This is a genomic window from Burkholderia sp. BCC0419, assembly GCF_902830285.1.
Lineage (GTDB): Bacteria > Pseudomonadota > Gammaproteobacteria > Burkholderiales > Burkholderiaceae > Burkholderia.
Genome location: NZ_CADESR010000011.1, coordinates 113,520 through 134,678, shown reverse-complemented (window position 1 = coordinate 134,678; position 21,159 = coordinate 113,520). Strand labels below are relative to the sequence as shown.

The 21,159-nt window shown below is 68.0% G+C and carries 24 protein-coding genes; 14 read left to right on the top strand and 10 right to left on the bottom strand.

Annotated features, from left to right (window positions below):
* The first annotated feature begins 245 nt into the window (after positions 1–245).
* The 3 genes from HWW87_RS32435 (at position 246) to HWW87_RS32425 (ending at position 2,558) form a co-directional block, all read left to right on the top strand.
* Complete coding sequence (locus HWW87_RS32435; protein WP_006480283.1) at positions 246–599, top strand: DOPA 4,5-dioxygenase family protein; 354 nt, start codon at positions 246–248, stop codon at positions 597–599.
* Between the two features lie 118 nt (positions 600–717).
* Positions 718–1,155: a nuclear transport factor 2 family protein gene (locus tag HWW87_RS32430; protein ID WP_175823729.1), complete on the top strand. Its 438-nt coding sequence runs from the start codon at positions 718–720 to the stop codon at positions 1,153–1,155.
* A complete protein-coding gene (locus tag HWW87_RS32425; RefSeq protein WP_175823728.1) occupies positions 1,152–2,558 on the top strand; it encodes an MFS transporter in 1,407 nt (468 codons plus the stop codon). Before HWW87_RS32430 ends, HWW87_RS32425 begins: the two co-directional genes overlap by 4 nt.
* Positions 2,559–2,617: 59 nt before the next feature.
* On the opposite strand, the gene HWW87_RS32420 is transcribed toward HWW87_RS32425, so the two are convergent.
* The 3 genes from HWW87_RS32420 to HWW87_RS32410 form a co-directional block, all read right to left on the bottom strand.
* Positions 2,618–3,238, bottom strand: coding sequence for a hemolysin III family protein (locus tag HWW87_RS32420; protein ID WP_175823727.1), 621 nt, complete (start codon positions 3,236–3,238; stop codon positions 2,618–2,620).
* A gap of 207 nt (positions 3,239–3,445) precedes the next feature.
* A complete protein-coding gene (locus HWW87_RS32415; RefSeq protein WP_174389987.1) occupies positions 3,446–3,652 on the bottom strand; it encodes a YbdD/YjiX family protein in 207 nt (68 codons plus the stop codon).
* A gap of 12 nt (positions 3,653–3,664) precedes the next feature.
* Positions 3,665–5,743 carry a carbon starvation CstA family protein gene (locus HWW87_RS32410; RefSeq protein ID WP_175823726.1) on the bottom strand — a complete coding sequence of 693 codons (2,079 nt, stop codon included), beginning with the start codon at positions 5,741–5,743 and terminating at the stop codon, positions 3,665–3,667.
* A gap of 268 nt (positions 5,744–6,011) precedes the next feature.
* On the opposite strand from HWW87_RS32410, the gene dapF reads away from it, so the two are divergent.
* From dapF to HWW87_RS32375, 7 genes are all read left to right on the top strand, one after another.
* On the top strand, positions 6,012–6,827 hold the full coding sequence (gene dapF, locus HWW87_RS32405; RefSeq protein WP_175823725.1) for a diaminopimelate epimerase: 816 nt from the start codon (positions 6,012–6,014) through the stop codon (positions 6,825–6,827).
* Entirely contained in the window at positions 6,827–7,711 is an 885-nt protein-coding gene (locus HWW87_RS32400; RefSeq protein WP_175823724.1) for an RNA polymerase sigma-70 factor, read from the top strand. The genes dapF and HWW87_RS32400 overlap by 1 nt, the downstream gene beginning before the upstream one ends.
* 197 nt (positions 7,712–7,908) lie before the next feature.
* Positions 7,909–8,388: a carboxymuconolactone decarboxylase family protein gene (locus HWW87_RS32395; protein WP_175823723.1), complete on the top strand. Its 480-nt coding sequence runs from the start codon at positions 7,909–7,911 to the stop codon at positions 8,386–8,388.
* A gap of 63 nt (positions 8,389–8,451) precedes the next feature.
* Positions 8,452–8,856 (top strand): cupin domain-containing protein, encoded by a 405-nt coding sequence (locus HWW87_RS32390; RefSeq protein WP_175823722.1) that lies wholly within the window; start codon positions 8,452–8,454, stop codon positions 8,854–8,856.
* Positions 8,857–8,966: 110 nt separating this feature from the next.
* Positions 8,967–9,971 (top strand): LysR family transcriptional regulator, encoded by a 1,005-nt coding sequence (locus HWW87_RS32385; RefSeq protein ID WP_174432866.1) that lies wholly within the window; start codon positions 8,967–8,969, stop codon positions 9,969–9,971.
* Between the two features lie 205 nt (positions 9,972–10,176).
* A complete protein-coding gene (locus tag HWW87_RS32380) occupies positions 10,177–10,932 on the top strand; it encodes an SDR family oxidoreductase (protein WP_175823721.1) in 756 nt (251 codons plus the stop codon).
* A gap of 23 nt (positions 10,933–10,955) precedes the next feature.
* Positions 10,956–11,471, top strand: a complete 516-nt coding sequence (locus tag HWW87_RS32375; RefSeq protein ID WP_175823720.1) for an Ohr family peroxiredoxin — start codon at positions 10,956–10,958, stop codon at positions 11,469–11,471.
* A gap of 61 nt (positions 11,472–11,532) precedes the next feature.
* Here HWW87_RS32375 and HWW87_RS32370 read toward each other — a convergent pair whose 3' ends face one another.
* Both HWW87_RS32370 and HWW87_RS32365 read right to left on the bottom strand, forming a co-directional pair.
* Positions 11,533–11,961 carry a PRC-barrel domain-containing protein gene (locus HWW87_RS32370; RefSeq protein WP_175823719.1) on the bottom strand — a complete coding sequence of 143 codons (429 nt, stop codon included), beginning with the start codon at positions 11,959–11,961 and terminating at the stop codon, positions 11,533–11,535.
* Positions 11,962–12,374: 413 nt separating this feature from the next.
* Complete coding sequence (locus HWW87_RS32365) at positions 12,375–13,505, bottom strand: 3-deoxy-7-phosphoheptulonate synthase (protein WP_089500803.1); 1,131 nt, start codon at positions 13,503–13,505, stop codon at positions 12,375–12,377.
* 275 nt (positions 13,506–13,780) lie between these two features.
* Between HWW87_RS32365 and HWW87_RS32360 the strand changes: the two genes are divergently transcribed.
* Complete coding sequence (locus HWW87_RS32360) at positions 13,781–14,335, top strand: hypothetical protein (RefSeq protein WP_174432869.1); 555 nt, start codon at positions 13,781–13,783, stop codon at positions 14,333–14,335.
* Positions 14,336–14,452: 117 nt separating this feature from the next.
* Here HWW87_RS32360 and HWW87_RS32355 read toward each other — a convergent pair whose 3' ends face one another.
* Positions 14,453–15,163, bottom strand: a complete 711-nt coding sequence (locus HWW87_RS32355; protein WP_175823718.1) for a YceH family protein — start codon at positions 15,161–15,163, stop codon at positions 14,453–14,455.
* A gap of 411 nt (positions 15,164–15,574) precedes the next feature.
* Here HWW87_RS32355 and HWW87_RS32350 point away from each other — a divergent pair, with 411 nt between their 5' ends.
* Positions 15,575–16,336, top strand: coding sequence for an SDR family oxidoreductase (locus HWW87_RS32350; protein WP_175823717.1), 762 nt, complete (start codon positions 15,575–15,577; stop codon positions 16,334–16,336).
* 17 nt (positions 16,337–16,353) lie between these two features.
* Here the strand turns inward: HWW87_RS32350 and HWW87_RS32345 are convergent, their stop codons facing one another.
* Genes HWW87_RS32345 through HWW87_RS32335 form a run of 3 tightly spaced genes read right to left on the bottom strand, consistent with a single transcriptional unit; the run spans position 16,354 to position 18,784 of the window.
* Complete coding sequence (locus HWW87_RS32345) at positions 16,354–17,058, bottom strand: MOSC domain-containing protein (RefSeq protein WP_175823716.1); 705 nt, start codon at positions 17,056–17,058, stop codon at positions 16,354–16,356.
* The gene (locus HWW87_RS32340) at positions 17,055–17,951 is read right to left on the bottom strand and encodes a dihydrodipicolinate synthase family protein (protein WP_175823715.1); all 897 of its coding nucleotides are present in this window, start codon (positions 17,949–17,951) and stop codon (positions 17,055–17,057) included. The genes HWW87_RS32345 and HWW87_RS32340 overlap by 4 nt, the downstream gene beginning before the upstream one ends.
* A 50-nt stretch (positions 17,952–18,001) precedes the next feature.
* Positions 18,002–18,784, bottom strand: coding sequence for an aldolase (locus tag HWW87_RS32335; protein ID WP_175823714.1), 783 nt, complete (start codon positions 18,782–18,784; stop codon positions 18,002–18,004).
* Between the two features lie 134 nt (positions 18,785–18,918).
* On the opposite strand from HWW87_RS32335, the gene HWW87_RS32330 reads away from it, so the two are divergent.
* Positions 18,919–19,461: an XRE family transcriptional regulator gene (locus HWW87_RS32330; RefSeq protein WP_175823713.1), complete on the top strand. Its 543-nt coding sequence runs from the start codon at positions 18,919–18,921 to the stop codon at positions 19,459–19,461.
* A 31-nt stretch (positions 19,462–19,492) separates the two neighbouring features.
* Positions 19,493–20,230, top strand: coding sequence for a histidine utilization repressor (hutC, locus tag HWW87_RS32325; protein ID WP_174390610.1), 738 nt, complete (start codon positions 19,493–19,495; stop codon positions 20,228–20,230).
* Between the two features lie 77 nt (positions 20,231–20,307).
* On the opposite strand, the gene HWW87_RS32320 is transcribed toward hutC, so the two are convergent.
* The gene (locus HWW87_RS32320; protein ID WP_175823712.1) at positions 20,308–21,156 is read right to left on the bottom strand and encodes a phytanoyl-CoA dioxygenase family protein; all 849 of its coding nucleotides are present in this window, start codon (positions 21,154–21,156) and stop codon (positions 20,308–20,310) included.
* Positions 21,157–21,159: the final 3 nt, after the last annotated feature.

Sequence of the window (21,159 nt, the reverse complement as noted above, 5' to 3'; positions counted from 1 at the left end):
AAATGACGTGTTGCCGGTGCGATTCCAGCCGGTGCGCCTGCCCGCAACGCTCCGGCGTGATATCGCGCACGCGGATACCGCCGACACGATTTCATCGGATCAACCGATTCTTCTGATACAGGACAAATCATCCGCATCGGCTTGCCGGATTGAGACACGACGCAATCGGCAAGGACGCGCGATAATCACTAATCGGCCGTTTCGCACGGCATCCCAGACATTCCCCTTTTTAATCGAGTCTCCCCATGGCTGCTCTCGACACTACCGCCATCGACAGCTGGCACGCGCACGTCTATTTCGATGCGGCGAGCCGCGACGCGGCCTGGGCGTTTCGCCAGGTCGTCGACGCGCGGTTCGGCGCGGTCATCGAACTCGGCCGCTTTCACGAACGCCTCGTCGGCCCGCATCCGGCCTGGTCGTACCAGATCGCATTCGACGCCGCCCGATTCGACGACATCGTGCCGTGGCTCGTGCTGAACCACGGCGCGCTCGACATCTTCCTGCATCCGAATACGCACGACGAACTGCGCGACCATCGCGATTGCGCGGTGTGGATCGGCAAGTCGTATGTGCTGAATCTCGACGCGCTGGCCGGCTAAGGGTCGACGCCCGAGCGCCCTTACCGCGGCGGGGCATCCACGTTTCGGGTCGACGTGAAACGTCTCGCGGCGGCGCGCCCCTACAGTGGTTTCCGTGATCGACTTCCGGAAACCCGCCATGACACCCGCAGACACCGACGCCGACGCCCGGCGCATCCACGAAGACTGGCACGCAGCCGTCGTCGCCCGCGACCTCGACGCGCTGATGTCGCTGTATGCCGACGACGCGGTGCTCGAAACGCCGCTCGTCGTCGCCACGCTGCCCGCGCACGGCTCGGGCGTGCTGCACGGCAAGGCCGCAATCGGCGCGTTCTTCGCGGCCGGCCTGCGCAATCCGGACAACCGGCTCGGGCGCTGGTACCGGACCGGGCTGCTCTTCTCGAACGGGCGCCAGCTCGTCTGGGAATACCCGCGCGAGACGCCGGACGGCGATCAGGTGGATCTCGTCGAGGTGATGGATCTGCGCGACGGGTTGATCGCGCATCATCGCGTGTACTGGGGATGGGTAGGATTCAGCGCACTGCGCGGCGCCGCGTCGGCGCACCCGCGCGCATGACGGCCGCCGTACCGGATCGGGCCGCCGCGCGCCGCGTGCTCGCCGCGACCTGCGTGAGCTACACGCTCGTGCTGCTCGATGCGTCGATCGTCAACGTCGCACTCACCGACATCGCGCACACGTTCGGCAGCCGCGTGGCCGGCCTGCAGTGGATAGTGAACGCTTACACGCTCGCGTTCGCGAGCCTGCTGCTGACGGGCGGCACGCTCGGCGACCGGCTCGGAGACCGCACCGTCTATGTGGCGGGGCTGGCCGTCTTCGTCGTCGCGTCGGCCCTGTGCGGCGTCGCGCCGACCCTGCCGGCGCTAGCGGTCGCCCGCGCGTTGCAAGGCGTCGGCAGCGCGATGCTGGTGCCGTGCTCGCTGGCGCTGATCCATCGTGCGTTCCCCGAGCCGGCCGCGCGCGCGTCGGCGATCAGCGTGTGGATGGGCTGCGGCGGCATCGCGATGGCGTCGGGTCCGCTGATCGGCGGCTTGCTGATCGATCTGTTCGGCTGGCGCAGCCTCTTCTTCGTGAACCTGCCGCTGGGGCTCGCCGGCATCTGGCTCGGCCGGACGGTCGCGCGCGCCGCCGTCGATCGGTCGCGGCAGTTCGACTGGGGCGGCCAGGCGGCAGCCATCGTCGCGATCGCGGCACTGATCGGCACGCTGATCGAAGGCCCGTCGCTCGGCTGGCGTTCGACGCCGATCGTCGGCGGTGCGGTGGCCAGCATCGCTGCATGGATCGCGTTCATCGCGATCGAGGCGCGGCACCGCGAACCGATGCTGCCGCTCGCGTTCTTCCGCAACCGGCTGTTCGCGGGGTCGACGTTCATGTCGATGGCGTCGGCGTTCGTGTTCTACGGCTTGCTGTTCGTGCTCAGCCTGTTCTATCGGCAGGTTCGCGGCGCGAGCCCGCTCGACACCGGGCTCGCGTTCCTGCCGATGACCGCGATGGTCGCGCTCGGCGGGCTCAGCTCGGGGCGGATCGTTGTACGCTTCGGCGCGCGCGGGACGATGTGCGCGGCGTTCGGGCTCTACGCGGCGGGTGCGCTCGGGATGACGGCCATCGGCGCGACGACGCCCGCGTGGCTCGCCGTCGCGCCGATGCTCGCGATCGGCATCGCATCGGGCTTCATCTCGCCGGCCGCGACGTCGCCAGCGCTCGGGACGGTCGACCGGCACCGCGCCGGCGTGGCGGCAGCCGTGCTGAACGCGGCACGGCAAAGCGGATCGGCGCTCGGCGTGGCGATCTGCGGCGCGTGCATCGCGACGCTGCAGCCGTTTCCGGTGGCGATGCGGGTGGTGCTGGCGTTGGCAGCCGGATTGTCGGCGCTCGCCGCGGCGACGTGGTGGCTCACGGTGCAGGCGGCGCCGGCAACCGCCGAAACGACCGCGCCTCCGCGAGCCGCCGCGCGCCGATAGCACCTGCCCCGGCCGGCACGCCGCTCGCCTGGGGTGACCGGCTCAACGCCCGATGCCGCTCACGCGACATACATCGCGACACTGACGAACTGGCACAGGCTGCCGGCCAGCACGAACAGGTGCCAGATACCATGCCCGTGGCGAATGCGTTCGTCGTTGATGAAGAAGTAGATCCCCACGCTGTAGATCACGCCGCCAGCCACGAGCCACGCGGTGCCGATCGGCGGCAGCGCATGGATCAACGGCCGCACGGCGACGAGCGCGAGCCAGCCCATCAGCACGTACAGGATCATCGACAGCAGGCGCGTGCGGCGCCCGAGCGTGAGTTCCTGCACGATGCCGAACACGGCGAGCCCCCAGCTCACGCCGAACAGCGACCAGCCCCACGGGCCGCGCAGCGTGACCAGCGTGAACGGCGTGTAGCTGCCGGCGATCAGCAGGTAGATCGCCGCATGGTCGCATTTCTGCAGGATCGCCTTCAGGCGCGGGTTGCGCACGCTGTGATACGCCGTCGAGATCGCATAGAGCAGGATCAGCATCGCGCCGTACACGCTGAAGCTCACCACCTTGTACGGGTCGCCTTCGAGCGCCCCCATCGTCACGAGCGCGACGAGACCGGCCACCGACAGCACCGCGCCGACGAGATGGGAAATGCTGTTGAAACGCTCACCGACATGCACGACGTGTTCTCCTGCGTCCATCGGGAAAAGAAAGAACCCTAATGATACCGGCGGCTGGATGCCATCGTGCTGCGCCCGGGCAAACGGCACGCGGATGCCGTACGGTGCGCGCCGCCGGCCCGCCAAAGAAAAAAGCGCCGCGACAGCCATCGCGGCGCTTCCGTTTCGATACCGAACCGATTCGTCAGGTCATTGCAACGGCCCGGTTCAGCAACACTTCCCGGCCCCCGACCCGTACCGCGCATTCTGACGCTCGCGGAAGAATTCCTCGTACGTCATCGGCTCGCGGTCCGGATGGGTTTCGCGCATGTGCGCGACGTAGGTGTCGTAGTCGGGCAGGCCGACCATCAGCCGCAACGCCTGCCCGAGGTAACGCCCTGCAGTGCGCAGGTCGCCGCCAAGATCGCTGAACATCGCGGCCTCCCGTTAGCGTCCGCTGCCGAGCGCCTGCGCGGCCGGCATCGCTTCGTACGGCGTCTCGCGCACGGTCGGCTTCGACTCGCGGCGCGCGCGCAGCACGGCGATCACGCCGTACACCGCGATCGCCACGACGACGAAGATGAACAGCCCGGCCAGCGCCGCATCGATGTAGTCGTTGAAGATGATCCGCTGCATCTGCGCGATCGACTTCGCCGGCGCGAGCACCTTGCCTTCGTCCACCGCGGCCTGCAGCTTCGCGGCGTGCGCGAGGAAGCTGACCTTCGGGTTCGCGTCGAAAATCTTCTGCCAGCCGGCCGTCAGCGTGCAGATCAGCAGCCACGCGGTCGGCACCATCGTCACCCATGCGTAGCGCTCGCGCTTCATCTTGAACAGCACGACGGTGCCGAGCACCAGCGCGATCGCGGCGAGCATCTGGTTCGAGATGCCGAACAGCGGCCACAGCGTGTTGATGCCGCCGAGCGGATCGACCACGCCCTGGTACAGGAAGTAACCCCACGCAGCCACGCACAGCGCGGTGGCGACGAGGTTCGCGGGCAGCGACTCGGTGCGCTTGAGCGCCGGGTGGAACGTGCCGAGCAGGTCCTGCAGCATGAAGCGGCCCGCGCGCGTGCCGGCATCGACGGCCGTCAGGATGAACAGCGCCTCGAACAGGATCGCGAAGTGATACCAGAACGCCATCATCGCTTCGCCGCCGATCACCTGGTGCAGGATGTGCGCCATGCCGACGGCCAGCGTCGGCGCGCCGCCCGCGCGCGCGATGATCGTCGTTTCGCCGACGGCCTTCGCGGTTTGCGTGAGCATGTCGGGCGTCAGCACGAAGCCCCATTGCGTGACGGTGTTCGCGACCGCTTCCGGCGTCGAGCCGAGCACGGCCGCCGGCGCGTTCATCGCGAAGTAGATGCCCGGTTCGATCACGCACGCGGCGACCAGCGCCATGATCGCGACGAACGATTCCATCAGCATCGCGCCGTAACCGATGAAGCGCGCGTTGGTTTCGTTGTCGATCAGCTTCGGCGTCGTGCCCGACGAGATCAGCGCGTGGAAGCCCGACACCGCGCCGCACGCGATCGTGATGAACAGGAACGGGAACAGGTTGCCCGACCACACCGGGCCCGTGCCGTCGACGAACTTCGTCAGCGCGGGCATCTTCAGTTCCGGTGCGACGATCAGGATGCCGATCGCGAGACCGAGGATCGTGCCGATCTTCAGGAACGTCGACAGGTAGTCGCGCGGCGCGAGCAAGAGCCACACCGGCAGCACCGACGCGACGAAGCCGTAGCCGATCAGAATCCACGTGAGCTGCGTGCCGCTGAACGTGAACCACGCGGCGAGCGTCGGCGAAGCGCTGACGTTCTGGCCGAACGAGATCGCCGCCATCAGCCCGATGAAGCCGATGATCGACACTTCGCCGATGCGGCCCGGGCGGATGTAGCGCGTGTAGACGCCCATGAACAGCGCGATCGGAATCGTCGCGGCGACGGTGAACGTGCCCCACGGCGAATTCGTCAGCGCCTTCACGACGATCAGCGCGAGCACCGCGAGGATGATCACCATGATCAGGAACGCGCCGAACAGCGCGATCACGCCGGGCACCGTGCCGAGCTCCATCTTGACGAGGTCGCCGAGCGAGCGGCCGTCGCGACGCGTCGAGATGAACAGCACGATGAAGTCCTGCACCGCGCCGGCGAACACGACGCCGGCCAGGATCCACAGCATGCCGGGCGTGTAGCCCATCTGCGCGGCGAGCACGGGGCCGACCAGCGGCCCGGCGCCGGCGATCGCGGCGAAGTGATGGCCGAACAGCACGTACTTGTTGGTCGGTACGTAGTCGAGGCCGTCGTTGTACTTGACCGCCGGCGTCATCCGCAGCCCGTCGAGCTGCATGACCTTGCTGGCGATGAAACGGCTGTAGAAGCGATACGCGATCAGATACACGCAGACTGCGGCGATCACGATCCAGAGCGCACTGACGCGTTCGCCGTGCGCGAGTGCGATCGTGCCGAATGCGAACGCGCCGAGCAGCGCGACCGCGATCCAGAGCAGGGTACTGGAAGCCCGATTCATGGCGTCTCCTGGTCTCCAATGTGTTTTTGAGTGGATGCGGCGAGGGGCCGAACCCGCGTGACGTCGATGCGTCGTGCCGCGTCTCGTGGAAGCCGCGGCTGTGGGCCGTAGTATTCCGCGCGATGGGGGAAGCTTACAAGCGCACAACTACGTATGAGGGTCTACGTAGAATTACGTAGATGCCTGTCGCCCGCCCGCCGTCAGGCCGCGATTGCTCGCGATCGGCGAGCCACGTACAGTATTTGCCTGCCTCCATTCCGGAACCGCCATGCCGATCGGATTTCAGAAGATGAACGCAAACGGCGATGACTTCGTCATCGTCGACCTGCGCGATCGGGAACACGATCCAGCGCAGCGCATCGATCGCGACCTCGTGCGGCGCATGGGCGACCGGCATCGCGGCATCGGCTTCAACCAGCTCGCGGTGATCTCGGACGGCGACGACGCGGCCGCAGCCGCGCGCGTCGCGTTCTGGAACCCCGACGGCTCGGCGCTCGATACCTGCGGCAGCGCGACGCGCGGCGTCGCGTGGAAGCTGATGCGGGAAACCGGCGCGGCGTCGGTCGTGCTGCGCACGAATCGCGGGCGCCTGCACTGTGCGCAGAAGGCGGACGGGCTGATCGAGGTCGAGATGGGTGCGCCGCGGCTCGGCTGGCAGGACGTGCCGGTCTCGGAAGCCGTCGACACGCTCGCACTGCCGCTGCCCGGCGCGCCGGCCGCATGCAGCATGGGCAATCCACACTGCACGTTCTTCGTCGACGATGTCGCTGCGCTCGACATCGAAGCGCTCGGCCCGGCGATCGAAGCGCATCCGCTGTTTCCGCTGAAAACCAACGTGCATTTCGTTCAGGTCATCGACCGCACGCACATTCGCCTGCGTATCTGGGAACGCGGCGGCGGCGTGCCGCTCGGCTCCGGCTCGTGTTCGTGCGGCGCGGTGGTCAACGGCATCCGGCGCGGGCTGCTCGACGACACCGTGCGGGTGACGTGCGATGGCGGCGACGTCACCGTTCGCTGGGACGGCGCCGGCAGCGTGTTCCTGAGTGGGCCCGTGACGTTCGGGTTCAGCGGAGTGTGGCTGTGATGACCGACGACGCCCGAACCTTCCACGCGCTGCGCCCGCGCCTGCAGAAGATCGCGTACCGGATGCTCGGCTCCGTCGCGGATGCCGAGGACATCGTGCAGGACGTGTGGCTGCGCTGGCACGACGCGGCGCGCGACCGCATCGAGAACGCCGAGGCCTGGCTCGTCGCGGTCACGACGCGGACGTCGATCGATCGCCTGCGCGCGGCGAAGCTCCGGCGCGAGCACTACACGGGTATCTGGCTACCCGAACCGGAGCTCGGCGAATCGCCCGCGACGCCCGAGGAAATGACGGAGCGCGCGAACGACGTGTCGGTTGCGTACCTGCTGTTGCTCGAACGGCTGACGCCGGAAGCGCGCGCGGCGTTCCTGCTGCATGAAATCTTCGAGTTCGACTACGACCGGATCGCCGACGCGATCGGCAAGACCGAAGCCGCGTGCCGGCAGCTCGTCAGCCGGGCCCGCGCGCGGCTGCGCGACGATACCCTGCCGCGGCATGCGGTGCCGCACGAAACGCATCGCCGGCTGCTGCAGACGTTCACGCAGGCGCTCGCGCAAGGCGACTTCCCGTCGATCCAGGCGCTGCTCGCCGAAGACGCGATGCTGATCGGCGACGGCGGCGGCCACGTCCAGAGCTTCCCGAAACCGATGGTCGGCGGCCGGCGGATTGCTCAACTGTTCTATGCGACGTGGTTGCGCTGCGGCAGCGGCGTCGAGATGCGGCCGGTCGTGCTGAACGGCCAGTGGGCGATGCTGCGCTTCATCGGCGGGCAACTCGAAGCGGCGATGTCGTTCGAGACCGACGGCACGCGCATCGGCCGGATTCTCGTGCAGCGCAACCCCGACAAGCTCGCGCGCATCGCGGCCGCCAGCGCCGCCGGCTGACGCGTGCAGCGCGCGCCGGCGCCGGCGCCGGCCGCGTCCGCGGCCGCGCGCGGATTGGTGCAGCGCATGCAACACGATGCGTCCCTGTGCGTGGCTACCGCGCACCGACGCACACTCCTAAGATGATTTCGCGCGGCGCCCTGCCGCCCACGACACCCGCGCAACGCGGGCCAGCCTCTTCGTCGCCAGGAGAAATCATGACGCAGCGTATCAACTACATTCAACAGTCGCCCGAGCTGTTCAGGAAATTCCTCGAACTCAGCAACCAGCTGCGCAGCAGCGCGATCGAGGAATCGATCCGGGATCTCGTGTCCGTCCGGGCGTCCCAGATCAACGGCTGCGCGTTCTGCGTCGACATGCACGTGAAGGAAGCACGCATCCACGGCGAGCGCGAGCTGCGCCTGCATCATCTGACGACGTGGCGCGAATCGACGCTGTTCTCGCCGCGCGAGCGGGCCGCGCTCGCATGGACCGAAGCGCTGACGACACTGTCCGCGCACGGCGTGCCGGACGACCTCTACGACCGCGTGCGCGGCCAGTTCTCCGAGAAGGAATTGTCGGACCTGACGTTCGAAGTGATGGCGATCAACGGCTGGAACCGCGCGAATGTCGCGTTCCGGACCGTCCCGGGCTCGTCCGACAAGGCGTTCGGCCTCGACAAGGCGAACCTCGCCTGACGGCCGTCCACCGCCCTCTCCCGCTGCCGGCCGTCGGCCGGCGGCCCACCGGAAGCCACCACCATGATTCGCATGAAACACGTGATCGCGTCCGCGCTCGTCGTCGCGGGCGCCGCGACCGGCGCCGTTCGCGCGGCGCCCTCGGCCATCGTCACGCCGCTGATGACCAGGCCGCTCGACGCATACCCAGGCAAGGAAGCGCAAATGATCTCGGTCGAGTATCCGCCCGGCGCGGTCGACCCGGTCCACCGCCACCACGCCGACGCGTTCGTCTATGTCGTCGAAGGTTCGATCGTGATGCAGGTGAAGGGCGGCGAGCCCGTCACGCTGAAGCCGGGCGAGACCTTCTACGAGGGCCCGAACGACCTGCACACGGTCGGACGCAACGCGAGCCGGACCCGGCCCGCGAAGTTCATCGTGCTGCTGTTGAAGGACAAGGGCGCGCCCGTGCTCGTGCCGGAAAAATAGCCGGCCCGCACGCCGCCGCGCCCTTTTTGAAAAAAATGCGGCGGGCGGTGTCACAGGCGGCAGCGCTGAAACGTCTAGTCGCATACGGACACCACGATTCCAGCGCCTCCATGCCCGACACCTCCATTCGCCGCCCCGACGCCGACGATCCATTCGCGCGCAGCTTCTCGACCTGCTACGCCGGCGTGGTCACCTTCCTCGCCGTCGTCACCGAGGGCAGCTTCGCGCGCGCCGCCGATCGCCTCGGCGTCGGCCGCTCGTCGGTCAGCCGCCACGTGCAGCGGCTCGAAGACCGGCTTGACGCACGCCTGTTCCAGCGCACCACACGCAGCATGTCGCTGACGCGCGAAGGCGAGCTCTTCTACGAAAACTGCCGGCCCGGCATCGAACATCTGGCGCAGGCGCTCGAGGACATGCGCGAGCTGCGCAGCGGGCCGCCGAGCGGGCACCTGCGCATCGGTTCGACGCCGGGCTTCGGCCGCAAGGTCATCGCGCCGCTGCTGCGCGATTTCCATGCGCAGTATCCGGACATCACGCTCGACCTGCTGTTGAACGACCGGCCCGCCGATTTCTCCGCCGACCGCATCGACGTCGCGTTTCGCGACGGCCGCATGGAAGACAGCGCGATCGTCGCGCGCCGGCTGATTCCGATGCAGATGATCGTCTGTGCGTCGCCGTCGTACGCGCACCGGCACGGCTTGCCGCGCCACGTCGACGACCTCGCGCAGCATCGCTGCATCAACCTGTGCACCGCGTCGGGCCGCGTGACGGAATGGGAATTCAGGATCGACGGGGTGACGCAGCAGCGCCAGCTCGCCGCGCATCACACGTTCAACGACATCGATCTCGTCGTGCGCGCGGCGCTCGACGGGCTCGGCATCGCGCAATTGCCCGCGTACCAGGTGTGCGACCTGCTCGCCGACGGCCGGCTGGTGAGCTGTCTCGGCCAGCATGCGCCGGACGACGGCGGCCACTATCTCTGCTACCTGAGCCGCAAGCACCTGCCCACGCGCATCCGCGTGTTCATCGACTACATGATCGAACAGACGCGGGCGCGCGACCTGCAGTGCCTGACCACGATGACGACGATGGCGCCGCTGGAGACGATCGATTGATGCATTCGCAGCAACATGGTGAGGGCTTGCAGGCCCCTACCGGATCGCGCGGCGCATGCCTACGATGCGGGCTGTTCGACAGGCACGCGAATACGTCGGTGCGCCGTTCGGCAAGGTCCCGGTCCGATCGCGCGAACGCGATGGGCGCCGGTTTCGGCAGGTTCAAGCGGCGCGCATGTCGCGCGCCCGTTCAAGGAGAGCAATCGTGAAAATCGTCGTGATTGGTGGTACCGGCCTCATCGGCAGCAAGGTCGTCAGGAACCTGATCGCACGCGGCCACGACGCGGTGGCGGCCGCGCCGTCGACCGGCGTCGATACGATCACGGGCGCGGGACTGGACGACGCACTCGCCGGCGCGGAGGTCGTCGTCGATCTCGCGAATTCGCCGTCGTTCGAGGAAGCGGCCGTGAAGGCGTTCTTCGAGGCGTCGGGGCGCAACCTGTTCGCCGCGGAGCGCGCGGCCGGCGTGCGCCATCACGTCGCGCTGTCGGTGGTCGGCACCGACCGGCTGCAGCAGAGCGCGTATTTCCGCGGCAAGATCATCCAGGAAAACCTGATCCGCGAAGCGGGCGTGCCGTACACGATCGTGCGTTCGACGCAGTTCTTCGAATTCGTCGGGGCGATCGCGCAGGCTGGCGCGCAAGGCGACACGGTCCGGTTGACCACCGCGCACTTCCAGCCGATCGCATCGGGCGACGTCGCGGCCGCCGTGACCGATTTCGCGCTCGACGCGCCGCGCAACGGCATCGCCGAAATCGGCGGCCCCGAGCGCGTGCGGATCGCCGATCTCGTCGAGCGTTTCCTGTCGGCCACGCACGACGCGCGCACGGTGACGCGCGATGCGGGCGCCGACTACTTCGGCGCGGTGCTGCAGGACGACACGCTCGTGCCGGCGCCCGGTGCGCGCCTCGGCGCGACGACCTTCGACGCGTGGTTCCGGCAGAACGCGCTCGCGCGCTGAACGCCGCCGCCGGATCGCACACCATGACGCCGCTGCGCCCGCCGCCGCTGTCGCTGCTCGACCGGTATCGCGGGCGGGAGCCGCAGACGCTGTACTCGACGACGGTGACCGTCACGGGCGGAGCGGCCGAGCACGGCCGCGCATCGGGCGTCGCGCGTTCCGACGACGGGCGCCTGGATGTCGAGCTGCGCCTGCCGTCCGCGCTGGGAGGGCCCGGCGACGGCCCGAACCCGGAGCAGTTGTTCGCCGCCAGCTATGCGGCGTGCTTTCACGGCGCGCTGAGCCTGCTGGCTGCACGGGCGGGCGTGTCGATCGCCGGCGCATCGGTGTCCGCATCGATCGACTTCTGCCGCGATCCGGTGGACGGGCTGTTCATGCTGAACGCGAACATTCGCGTGCGGCTGCCGGGCGTCGAACGCGCGGTGGCGGAAGAACTCGTCCGCAATACGGAGCGTTTCAGTCCGTATACGAAGATGGCGCACGAAGGGATCAGTCACGTCGTGGCACTTGCGCCGGCGGACGAGACATCGAAGCGTTGATCAAAAATGAAAATGCGGCGCCCGCCGCATCGCGCAACGGGCGCCGCATCGATACGACGGATCAGTGCTTTTCGTCGATTTTCTTCGGCTTCGGCGGCGACGGCACCTTCGCGTACTGGAACGCCGGCGTGGCCTTCAGCGCATCCTTGGTCGCACCCGGCAGGTAGATGTTGCCGTTGCGCACGTCGAGCGACGCGATCGGCACCGCGACGTCATGCGCGGCCACGCCGAGGAAGCCGCCGGCCGACACGATCGCGGCCGACACCGAGCCGTCCGGTGCGACGATCAGGTCGCGCACCTTGCCGACTTTCTGGTTCTCGTCGTTGTACACGGTCTTGCCGAGCACGCTCTTCTTCACGCTCCAGCCTTCGAGCAGCGCCTGCGATTGCTCGACGGTCACGCTGATCGGCTGCGCGCCCGCGATCTGCGCGTGCGCGCTGACGCTCGAGGCGAGGACGGTTGCTGCGATGAGGGTCTTGTAGAACTTCATGTGGAATGCACTCCGGTTCGGTTGTTGTTGATTCCGGGAGCGAAGCGACGCGGGCGCAACGGCTGATCGGTGAGCGCCCCGCGGATGGCCGCCCCGCGGATGGCCGCCCCGCGCTTCGTCGGTCGCGTGGCGGCCGGCCGCGCCGCCACGGCGTGTGTGCGTGGCGGACCGGCATGGCCGGGCCGCGGCGAGCAACACGTCTTTCATGGTAGCGGCATTCGCCGGATCGTGCGTTCAAGATGCGATACGGCAGGCGGGGCGAGCCGGATCAGGATCAATGATCGTGCAGACAGATGAGGCGCGCGGCGCAAAAAAAAACGCCGCGGCCTGTCGATCAGGACAACCTCACAGACGAGCCCCCGATCTTCGCGGCGCATCGAACCATGCGGCGGATGCCGCGCCGCCACGCTGCGTCACGCATTCCGCGAATACACCCTGCGATGCCGCACCGCCTCTGCCAACACGTCGAGCACCGGCTCCGTCTGCGTCCAGCTCAGACACGCATCGGTAATCGACACGCCGTATTGCAGCGGCACGCCCGGCTTCAGATCCTGACGCCCCGCTTCGAGATGGCTCTCCACCATCACGCCGACGATCCGATGCTCGCCCTGCGACAGTTGCCGGGCGAGATCCTGCGCCACTTCGATCTGCCGCTCGTGCGACTTGTTCGAGTTCGCATGCGAGCAGTCGACCATCACCTGCTCGCGCAAGCCGGCCTTGCGCAGCACCGCGCAGCTCGCTTCGACATGCTCGGCATCGTAGTTCGGGCCGTTCTTGCCGCCGCGCAGGATCACGTGCGCGTCGTCGTTGCCGCGCGTCTCGAAGATCGCGGCCATCCCCATCTTCGTCATCCCCATGAACGCATGGCTCGCGGCCGCGGCGACGATCGCGTCCGACGCGACCTGCACGCCGCCATCGGTGCCGTTCTTGAAGCCGATCGGGCAGCTCAGGCCCGACGCGAGCTGGCGATGGCTCTGGCTCTCGGTCGTGCGCGCACCGATCGCACCCCACGCGATCAGGTCGGCGATGTACTGCGGGCTCAGCAGATCGAGGAATTCGGTCGACGCCGGCAGGCCGAGCGCGTTGATGTCGAGCAGCAGTTGCCGCGCGGCGCGCAGCCCCTCGTTGATGCGGAAGCTGCCGTCGAGGCGCGGATCGTTGATGTAGCCCTTCCAGCCGACCGTCGTGCGCGGCTTCTCGAAGTACACGCGCATCGTGATCAGCAGGTCGTCCTTCAACGCATCGGCGGCGACCTTCAGGCGGCGTGCGTAATCGAGCGCCTGGTCGTGATCGTGGATCGAGCACGGGCCGACGACGAGCAGCAGCCGGTCGTCGCGGCCGTGCAGGATGTCGCCGATCGCGCGGCGCGTATCCTCGACGAGCGTCTGCGTGGCGGCCGGCACCGGCAGTTCATCGAGCAGCAGCGCCGGCGAAATCAGCGGACGCACGGCACCGATGCGGACGTCGTCGATGCGCGTGGTGTCCTGCGTCGCGTCGGCGCTGCCTACCTCGCGATCGTGGGAAGGATTGTCGAGGTTCTGCATGGTGATTCTCCGGGGGACGTCTGTCTGGAATGATGGGCAGGCTCGATTATGGCACCCGCGCAAGGCGGCAGCGAGGAGCGGCGGGGGGAAGGCGACGATGGTCGCAAAGTTACGGCGATCGGGGTCCGCCGGCCATTCGGCCGAGTGGTCGCGTGTCACCGCAGTGCCGTACGATCGTGGCTGTCCGCTGCCGATGCGGCCCCTCGTTCGACGCCGGCGGCACGATGCACCGCCTGCCTGCGATTGATCGCTCACCCCTTGCCCGACACGCCACGATGACCGTATCCGACCTGCTCAGCGCCATCCGCCAACCCTATGCCGACCTGCTCGCGCAAGCGGCCGCGCAACCGGCGGCCGTCGTCGAACCGGCCTACCGGAAAGCCGACGGTACGCTGGCCACCGAAGGTCCGCTCGCGCTGCCGTGCCGCGCCGACACCATCGCCACCGAAGGCGAGGCGGCCGGCCAGCCGGCGATGGTCGATTCGACCACGCAACTGGATTTCGAACCGTTCGCGTTCGAGCTCGAAACGGCGGCCGTGTCGATCCGACCGTTCGTGTGGGACTGGGCTGCGGTCGAGGCCGACGGTCTCGACGAAAGCACCGCGAACGACGCCTTCAAGACGTGGTTTCTTGCGTGGTTCGACGGGGACGACGAGAACACGCCGGCCGAAGACGGGCTGCACGGCATCGTTCATTACCTGTCGGAACCGGTTCGCACGGAACAGGGCTGGCGCATCCACGCGGATCTCGGCTCCGCGCCGGAGACGGCCGTCGAGGATCTGCTGTTCCGGCTCGTCGATGCGGGTGCGACGCGGATCAGTGTCGGTTGATATGCCTCTTCATCGTTCACGCACCCTGATGAAAACCATTCTGTCATCGCCCGTGATGCGCCCGTTTGAAGTAACGCGGCGGTGCGCGAGCCCCGCCGTCATTGCATCAGAAGGCGATCAGGACGCGTCGCCCGGCGCGTCGACGTCGATGCCGAGTTCGCTCGCCATCCGCTGAACCAGCGCATTCAGGCGCGCCACTTCGTCCGCGAGGCGTTTCTGTTCGGCCTTCAGCGCTTCGAATTCGGAAGGCGGCACCGAATCCGCGCCGCCGCCTGCATCCGCGCTCGCGAAATCGGCGATGTTCACTTCGCCGCACATCAGGTGCATCCAGCGGTTCTCGCGCGCACCCGGTGCACGCGGCAGCCGGACGACGAGCGGCTGCGCGCGCGCCGCGAGTTCGTCGAGGAACGCCTCCACTGACGAGATATCCGCGAAGCCGTGCAGGCGTGCGCTGTTCAGGCGCAGCTCGGCGGCCGTCTGCGGGCCGCGCAGCAACAGGATCGTCAGCAGCGCGATCGCCTGGCTCGGGATGCCGAGCACGCGGTTCATGTTGTGCTCGAAGCGTGGCACGCGGCTGCTGCTGCCCTCCATCACGAGGCTCAGGTGCTTCAGCCCGTCGAGCGCAGTCGTGACTTCGTCCTCGCTGACGTTCATCACCGGCGAGCGCGCGGTTTTCTGGTTGCAGCCCGAGGTCAGCGCGTTCAACGACAGCGGGTAGGTATCCGGCACCGTGTGCTGCTTCTCGACGAGCACGCCGACAATGCGGGCCTCGAGGGGCGTGAGTTCGCGAAGGGCGCGGGGCGTGGGCATATCCGGCGTGGTGTTCATGAGTGGCGTCGCAGCGTACAGCAGGTGAAGGGGAAACGGTCGCGGGCCCGTCCGGCATCGCGCACGGGCGAGCCATATGATAGCTTGCGACGCGCGGCCCGGCGCCGCTCGCCGCAGCAGCGTGCGCACTTGCCGCAGCGGGCTTTCGTCCGACGTAGCGGCATGCTGCGATAGCATGCGATGCCGCGCGGCGATGCAGGTGCGCAGCGCCGCCGATTCATCCTTCACGCACGCCCCGGCGTTTGCGCGATGCGCATGCCGGCGCTACGATAGGCGTTCATCCCGATATCAGCGGCGCCGCGCGCGACCGTCTTCGCACGCCGATACCACACGTCACCCGCGTTGAATGCGCTGCCGCCGTGCGTGCGCGCCGCTCGTCAAATCCGTTCACCCCCTCACCGGTTCACCACCATGACTGCCTCTTCTCCCGCACACGTGCGCGCCATCGTCACCGGACACACCCGCGGCGTCGGCGCGGCGCTCGCCGAACAACTGCTGCAGGAAGGCATTACCGTGCTCGGCGTGTCGCGCAGCCGTCATCCGTCGCTCGCGTCGCAGGCCGGCGAGCGCTTCGCCGAAGTCGAACTCGACCTGTCGGACTCCACGGCCGTCGCGACCTGGCTGGCCGGCGACACGCTGCGCCGCTTCGTCGACGGCGCGTCGCTCGTGCTGCTGTTCAACAACGCGGGCATCGTCGATCCGATCGGCCCGCTCGCCACGCAGGACCCGACGATCGTCGCCCGCGCGGTCGGCCTGAACGTCGCCGCGCCGCTGATGCTGTCGGCCGCGCTCGCGCAAGCCGCGTCGGCCACGACCGAATGCCGGATCGTGCACCTGTCGAGCGGCGCGGCCCGCAACGCGTATGCGGGCTGGAGCATCTACTGCGCGACCAAGGCCGCGCTCGATCACCATGCGCGCGCGGTCGCGCTCGACGCGAACGGCGCGCTGCGCATCTGCAGCGTCGCGCCGGGTGTCGTCGATACAGGCATGCAGGCCACGATCCGCGCGACCGGCGAAGACAATTTCCCGATGCGCGAGAAATTCGACGAGTTGAAGTCGAGCGGCGCGCTCGCCACGCCCGAGGCGACTGCCCGACAGCTGATCGGCTATGCGCTGAGCGACGCATTCGGTACGGAGCCGACGGCCGACGTGCGCAACCTGCCGACAAAGTAAGCGTCGGACGCGGCCCGTCATCCTTCGAGCCGCTTCGTCCAGTCTTCGACCTGCCGCTCCGTCCGGCGCTTTTCAAGCATCTTGCGCCAGCCGGGCGGCAGCAGCGGCACGTCGCACAGCGCATCGAGCGCGGCCATGTCGAGCGTGCGTCGATACAGCACGTCGAGCACCGTCGACAGCGGCCATTGCGGGTAGCGGCGCTCATGCAGCGCGAGCACATCGCCCGCCCCCACCCAGCCTTCCTGCAGCACGCGGTAGTACCAGCCGGTCCGGCCGCTTTGCTGCACGAGCGCCGCCATGCGCGGATGATCGAACCGCGCGTTGAGCTTCCAGCACGGCTGCCGCGACTGCGAGACCTGAAGCAGCGCGCCGCCCAGCGTGAACACGTCGCCGAGGCACACGTCGTGCTCGGTGATGCCGCGCGTCGACAGGTTCTCGCCGAACGCGCCCGGCCGGGCGAGCACGTCGCGCGCGCCGATCTGCCCGGCCCACCACGCATAGTGATCGTGCGCATAGTGGTGAACGGCCTTGTCGGGGCCGCCGTGATGCCGCGCATCGGCCTGCTCGTCGCCGGCAAAGCCGAGCGCGCCCAGCCACAGGCGCGCCTCCACCGGCTGCTTGTCGATCGCGCTCGCGTGCGACGTGCCGGCGAGCGGCCGGCTCGCGCCGATCCGCACCGCGCCGACGGCGGTCGCGATCGCCGGCCGTGCGTCATCGCTCATGCCGCCACACCGTCCGGCAGCGCTGCGAGCAGGCGCTCGAGTTCGCGCGTGCGTGCCTCGCCGAGCGGCAGCAGCGGCCGCCTCGGTTCGCCGGCGTCGAAGCCGCGCAACCTCAGCCCGGCCTTCACGGTCACCGGCAACCCGCCGTCGACGATGAACTGCAGCAACGGCAACTGCGCGTGAAAAACCGACCTGGCGCGCGCGAGGTCGCCGGTGCGCATCGCATCGAACAACGCGAGCGGCAACGCGGCATTCAGGTTCGGCTCGGCGGTGCACCATCCAGCCGCGCCCGCGGCAAGCGCGGCAAGCGCCATCGGATTGCTGCCGTTGTAGAACGGGATCGTCCCGTCGCTCAATTGCGCGAGCCGATGCATCCGGCCGATGTCGCCGGTGCTCTCCTTGACCATCGTCACGTTGTCGACGGTGCGGCAGATCGTCGTGATCAGGTCGGGCGACATGTCGACGCCGCTCGTCGCCGGATTGTTGTACAGCATGATCGGGATGCCAATCGCATCGCCGATCGCGCGGTAGTGCGCGACGATCTCGTCGTTGCCGAGCTTCCAGTACGACACCGGCAGCACCATCACCGCATCGGCGCCGGCCTGTTCGGCGAAGCGGGCACGACGTACCGCGCCCGCCGTGGTGAGATCGGAAATCCCGACGACGGTCGGCACGCGCCGGCGCACCGCGCGAATCGACGCGGTGGCGACGGCCTCCCATTCGGCGTCGGACAGGTACGCGCTTTCGCCGGTACTGCCCAGCGGCGCGATCGCGTGAACGCCGTCGGCGATCAGGCGTTCGATCAGCGCATCGAGCGCTTTCAGGTCGACACCGCCGTCGGCGGAGAACGGCGTGACCGGATAGGCAATGATGCCTTTCAGCAGGATGGACACGATTGGTATTCCTCAATGATTTTCTGACGAGATGGAAACGCTGCGCCGATTCACGCGACGCAGTCCTGATGCGTACGCAACGCGCGACGCGCGTAGTAGTCGAACGTCACCGCATCGCGCTTCGGCTTCGAGATCCAGTCGTGCGCTTCGCGCGCGAGCGCCGGCGGCACCGGCTTGATCTCGCCGGCCGACATCGCGAGCAGTTGCAGTTTCGCCGCGCGTTCGATCAGCAGCGCGAGGATGCACGCCTCCTCGATCGTCTTGCCGACCACGAGCTGGCCGTGATGCGCGAGCAGGATCGCGCGCTTGCTGCCGAGCGCCTTCGAGATAATCTCGCCCTCCTCGTTGCCGACCGGCACGCCCGGCCAGTCCTTCAGGAACGCGCAATCTTCGTACAGCGGGCAGATGTCCATGTGCGACACGACGAGCGGCTGCTCGAGCATCGACAGCGCCGCGACATGCGCCGGATGCGTATGGATGATGCAGTTCACGTCCGGGCGCTCGCGATAGATCCACGTATGGAACCGGTTGGCCGGGTTCGGAATGCCTTCGCCATCGACGACGTCGAGATCCTCGTTGACGCGCAGCAGGTTCGCGGCCGAGATCTCGTCAAAGCCGAGCCCGAGCCGCTGCGTGTAGTACGTGCCGGCCGCGTCCGCGCGGCAGGTGATCTGCCCGGCCAGGCCCGAGTCGTGGCCGGCGTCGAACAGGATCCGGCACGTCAGCGCGAGCTTTTGCCGCGCGGACCAGCCGCTGTCGCCCACTGCGTTTTCAAGGCGCCGCTCCGCCAGCGCGACCAGCGCTTCCTTCGTCAAATTCAGCGTTTCCGCCATGTTTGCCTCCTGAATGAACCGGGTCTGCCGCGCCGTCCGCGGCCGTTTCCCCGAGCACATGTGACACACAATACACTTAATGACACTTTGTGTCATGCGTTACAATCGGTTTTTCGAAGGACACCTGGCGCCCCATGACGATTCGCCTGAAGCTGCTGAGAAAACAGAAAGGCTGGACGCTCGACGTGCTGGCCGACGAGACCGGCCTCACCAAGAGCTACCTGTCGAAGGTCGAGCGCGGCCTGAGCGTGCCGTCGATCGCGGTCGCGCTGAAGCTGTCGAAGGCGCTGAACGTCGACGTCGAGCAACTGTTCTCGGAAAGCCACAACCGCGAGCTGATCGCGGTCACGCGCGCCGGCGAGCGCACCGCGATGGGCGCGGCGGCCGACAGCCACGCGCACCGCTTCGAGAGCATCGCGGCCGGCGTCGCGCCGAAGAAGATGCTGCCGTTCGTCGTGCATCCGCCGCACGAATTCGTCACGTCGACGTTCCGCGAGCACGAAGGCGAGGAATTCCTGTTCGTGCACAAGGGGCGCGTCGAAATCGAATTTCCGAACGAGACGGTGCAACTCAGGGCCGGCGATTCAGTCTATTTCAACGCACTCATCCCGCACCGCACGCGCAGCCTCGGCACCGCGCAGGCGGAGATCCTGGTCATCGTCAGCCACGACGACTAGCCTCGTCACTTCTTCGCGCAAGGATCTTCCGATGGTCACCAAGGCCACCGCACCGTTCCAGCAGATCAAGACGCTCGTTCGCCAGAACGTCGAGTCCGGCGACTGGCGCCCCGGCGACCGCATTCCGTCCGAGCTCGACCTCGCCGCGCAGTTCGGCGTCGCGCGCATGACGGTCAACCGCGCGCTGCGCGAGCTGACCGAGGAAGGCGTGCTGAAGCGCATCGCGGGTGTCGGCACCTTCGTCGCCGAGGTGAAGCCGCAGTCGAATCTGCTGATGATCGCGCATATCCGCGACGAGATTCGCGCGCGCGGCCACGAATACCGCTGCCGCGTGCTCAGCCAGTCGCGCGAGCCTGCGTCGTTCGATGTCGCGGCCGCGTTCGGCCTGCCGGTCAACACGCCGGTCTTTCACGTGGTGTGCGTGCACGAGGAAAACGGCCGGCCGATCCAGCTCGAGGATCGCTACGTGAACCCGGCCGCCGCGCCCGGCTTCATCGATCAGGATTTCCAGACCGAGCCGCCGTCCGAGTACCTGTACAACAACGTGTCGCACTACGAACTGGAAATCGAGCACGTCGTCGACGCGTCGCTGCCCACCGGCGAGCAGGCGCGGCTGCTCGACATGCGCGCCGACGAGCCGTGCCTCACGCTCACGCGCCGCACGTGGACCGACGGGCTGCCCGTCACGTTCGTGCACTTCCTGCATCCGGGCAACCGCTACCGGCTCGGCTCGCGCTTCAAGCCGGGCGCGGGGCGCCACCCGACCTGATCCTTCGTCGCACGCCCCGAAACGCACGGCGGCCGTTTCGTCATGAAACGGCCGCCGTGTTCATTCATTACGCCGGGTCAGATCGCGCCAACCTGCCCGGCGTCGCGCGACCACACGACCGGAAACAGCGGGTGATCGAGCGGCGCGCCTTCCGGCAGTTGCTCCGCGAGCCCGGGGAAATCGGGCGACGTTTTCCAGCGACGCGGCGCGTGACGGATATCGTCGCCGACGAAGCGGATCGAGAACGCGCGCCGGCGGTTCTGCGTGCCGCCCGACGCATGCAGCGTGAGCATCCGGAAGCACACCATGTCGCCGGGTTCGAGCGCCCAGTGGCGGATCGGGAAGGCCGCGCGGTCGGCTTCGATGTCGGGCAGGTCGGCGAGGCTGCCTTCCGGAAACCACTTCGCCTCCTTGTCCATGAACGTGCGCGGCATCAGCCACGGCCCGCGATGCGAGCCGGCGACGAATTCCAGCGTCGATTCGAGCGGCACCGGATCGACCGGAATCCACATGCTGACGTTGTCGTCGCCTTCGATGTCGTAGTACGGCTGGTCCTGGTGCCACGGCGTGCGCTGCCGCGTGCCGGGCTCCTTCACGAGCAGATGGTCGTGATGCAGCCGCACGTGGTCCGTGCCCATCAGCGCGGCGGCGACCGACGGCGCCGGCGAGCGCACGATGAAGTCGCGATACGCGTCGTTGTGCTGCCAGTTGCAGAAATCCTCGAAGAACCAGCCCGGATCGTCGGGCCGGCTCGCGACTTTCGCGCGTTCGCTCGGCTGCGCGAGGTTCGCGTCGATGCCGGCCCGCAACGCGGCCACTTCGTCGGGCAAAAAGATGCCCTTGATGCAGACCGCGCCTTCCTCGCGGAACGCGGCGATCAGTTCGGGCGTCACGGCTTGCGCGACGCGCTGCTGGATACTCGTCATGGT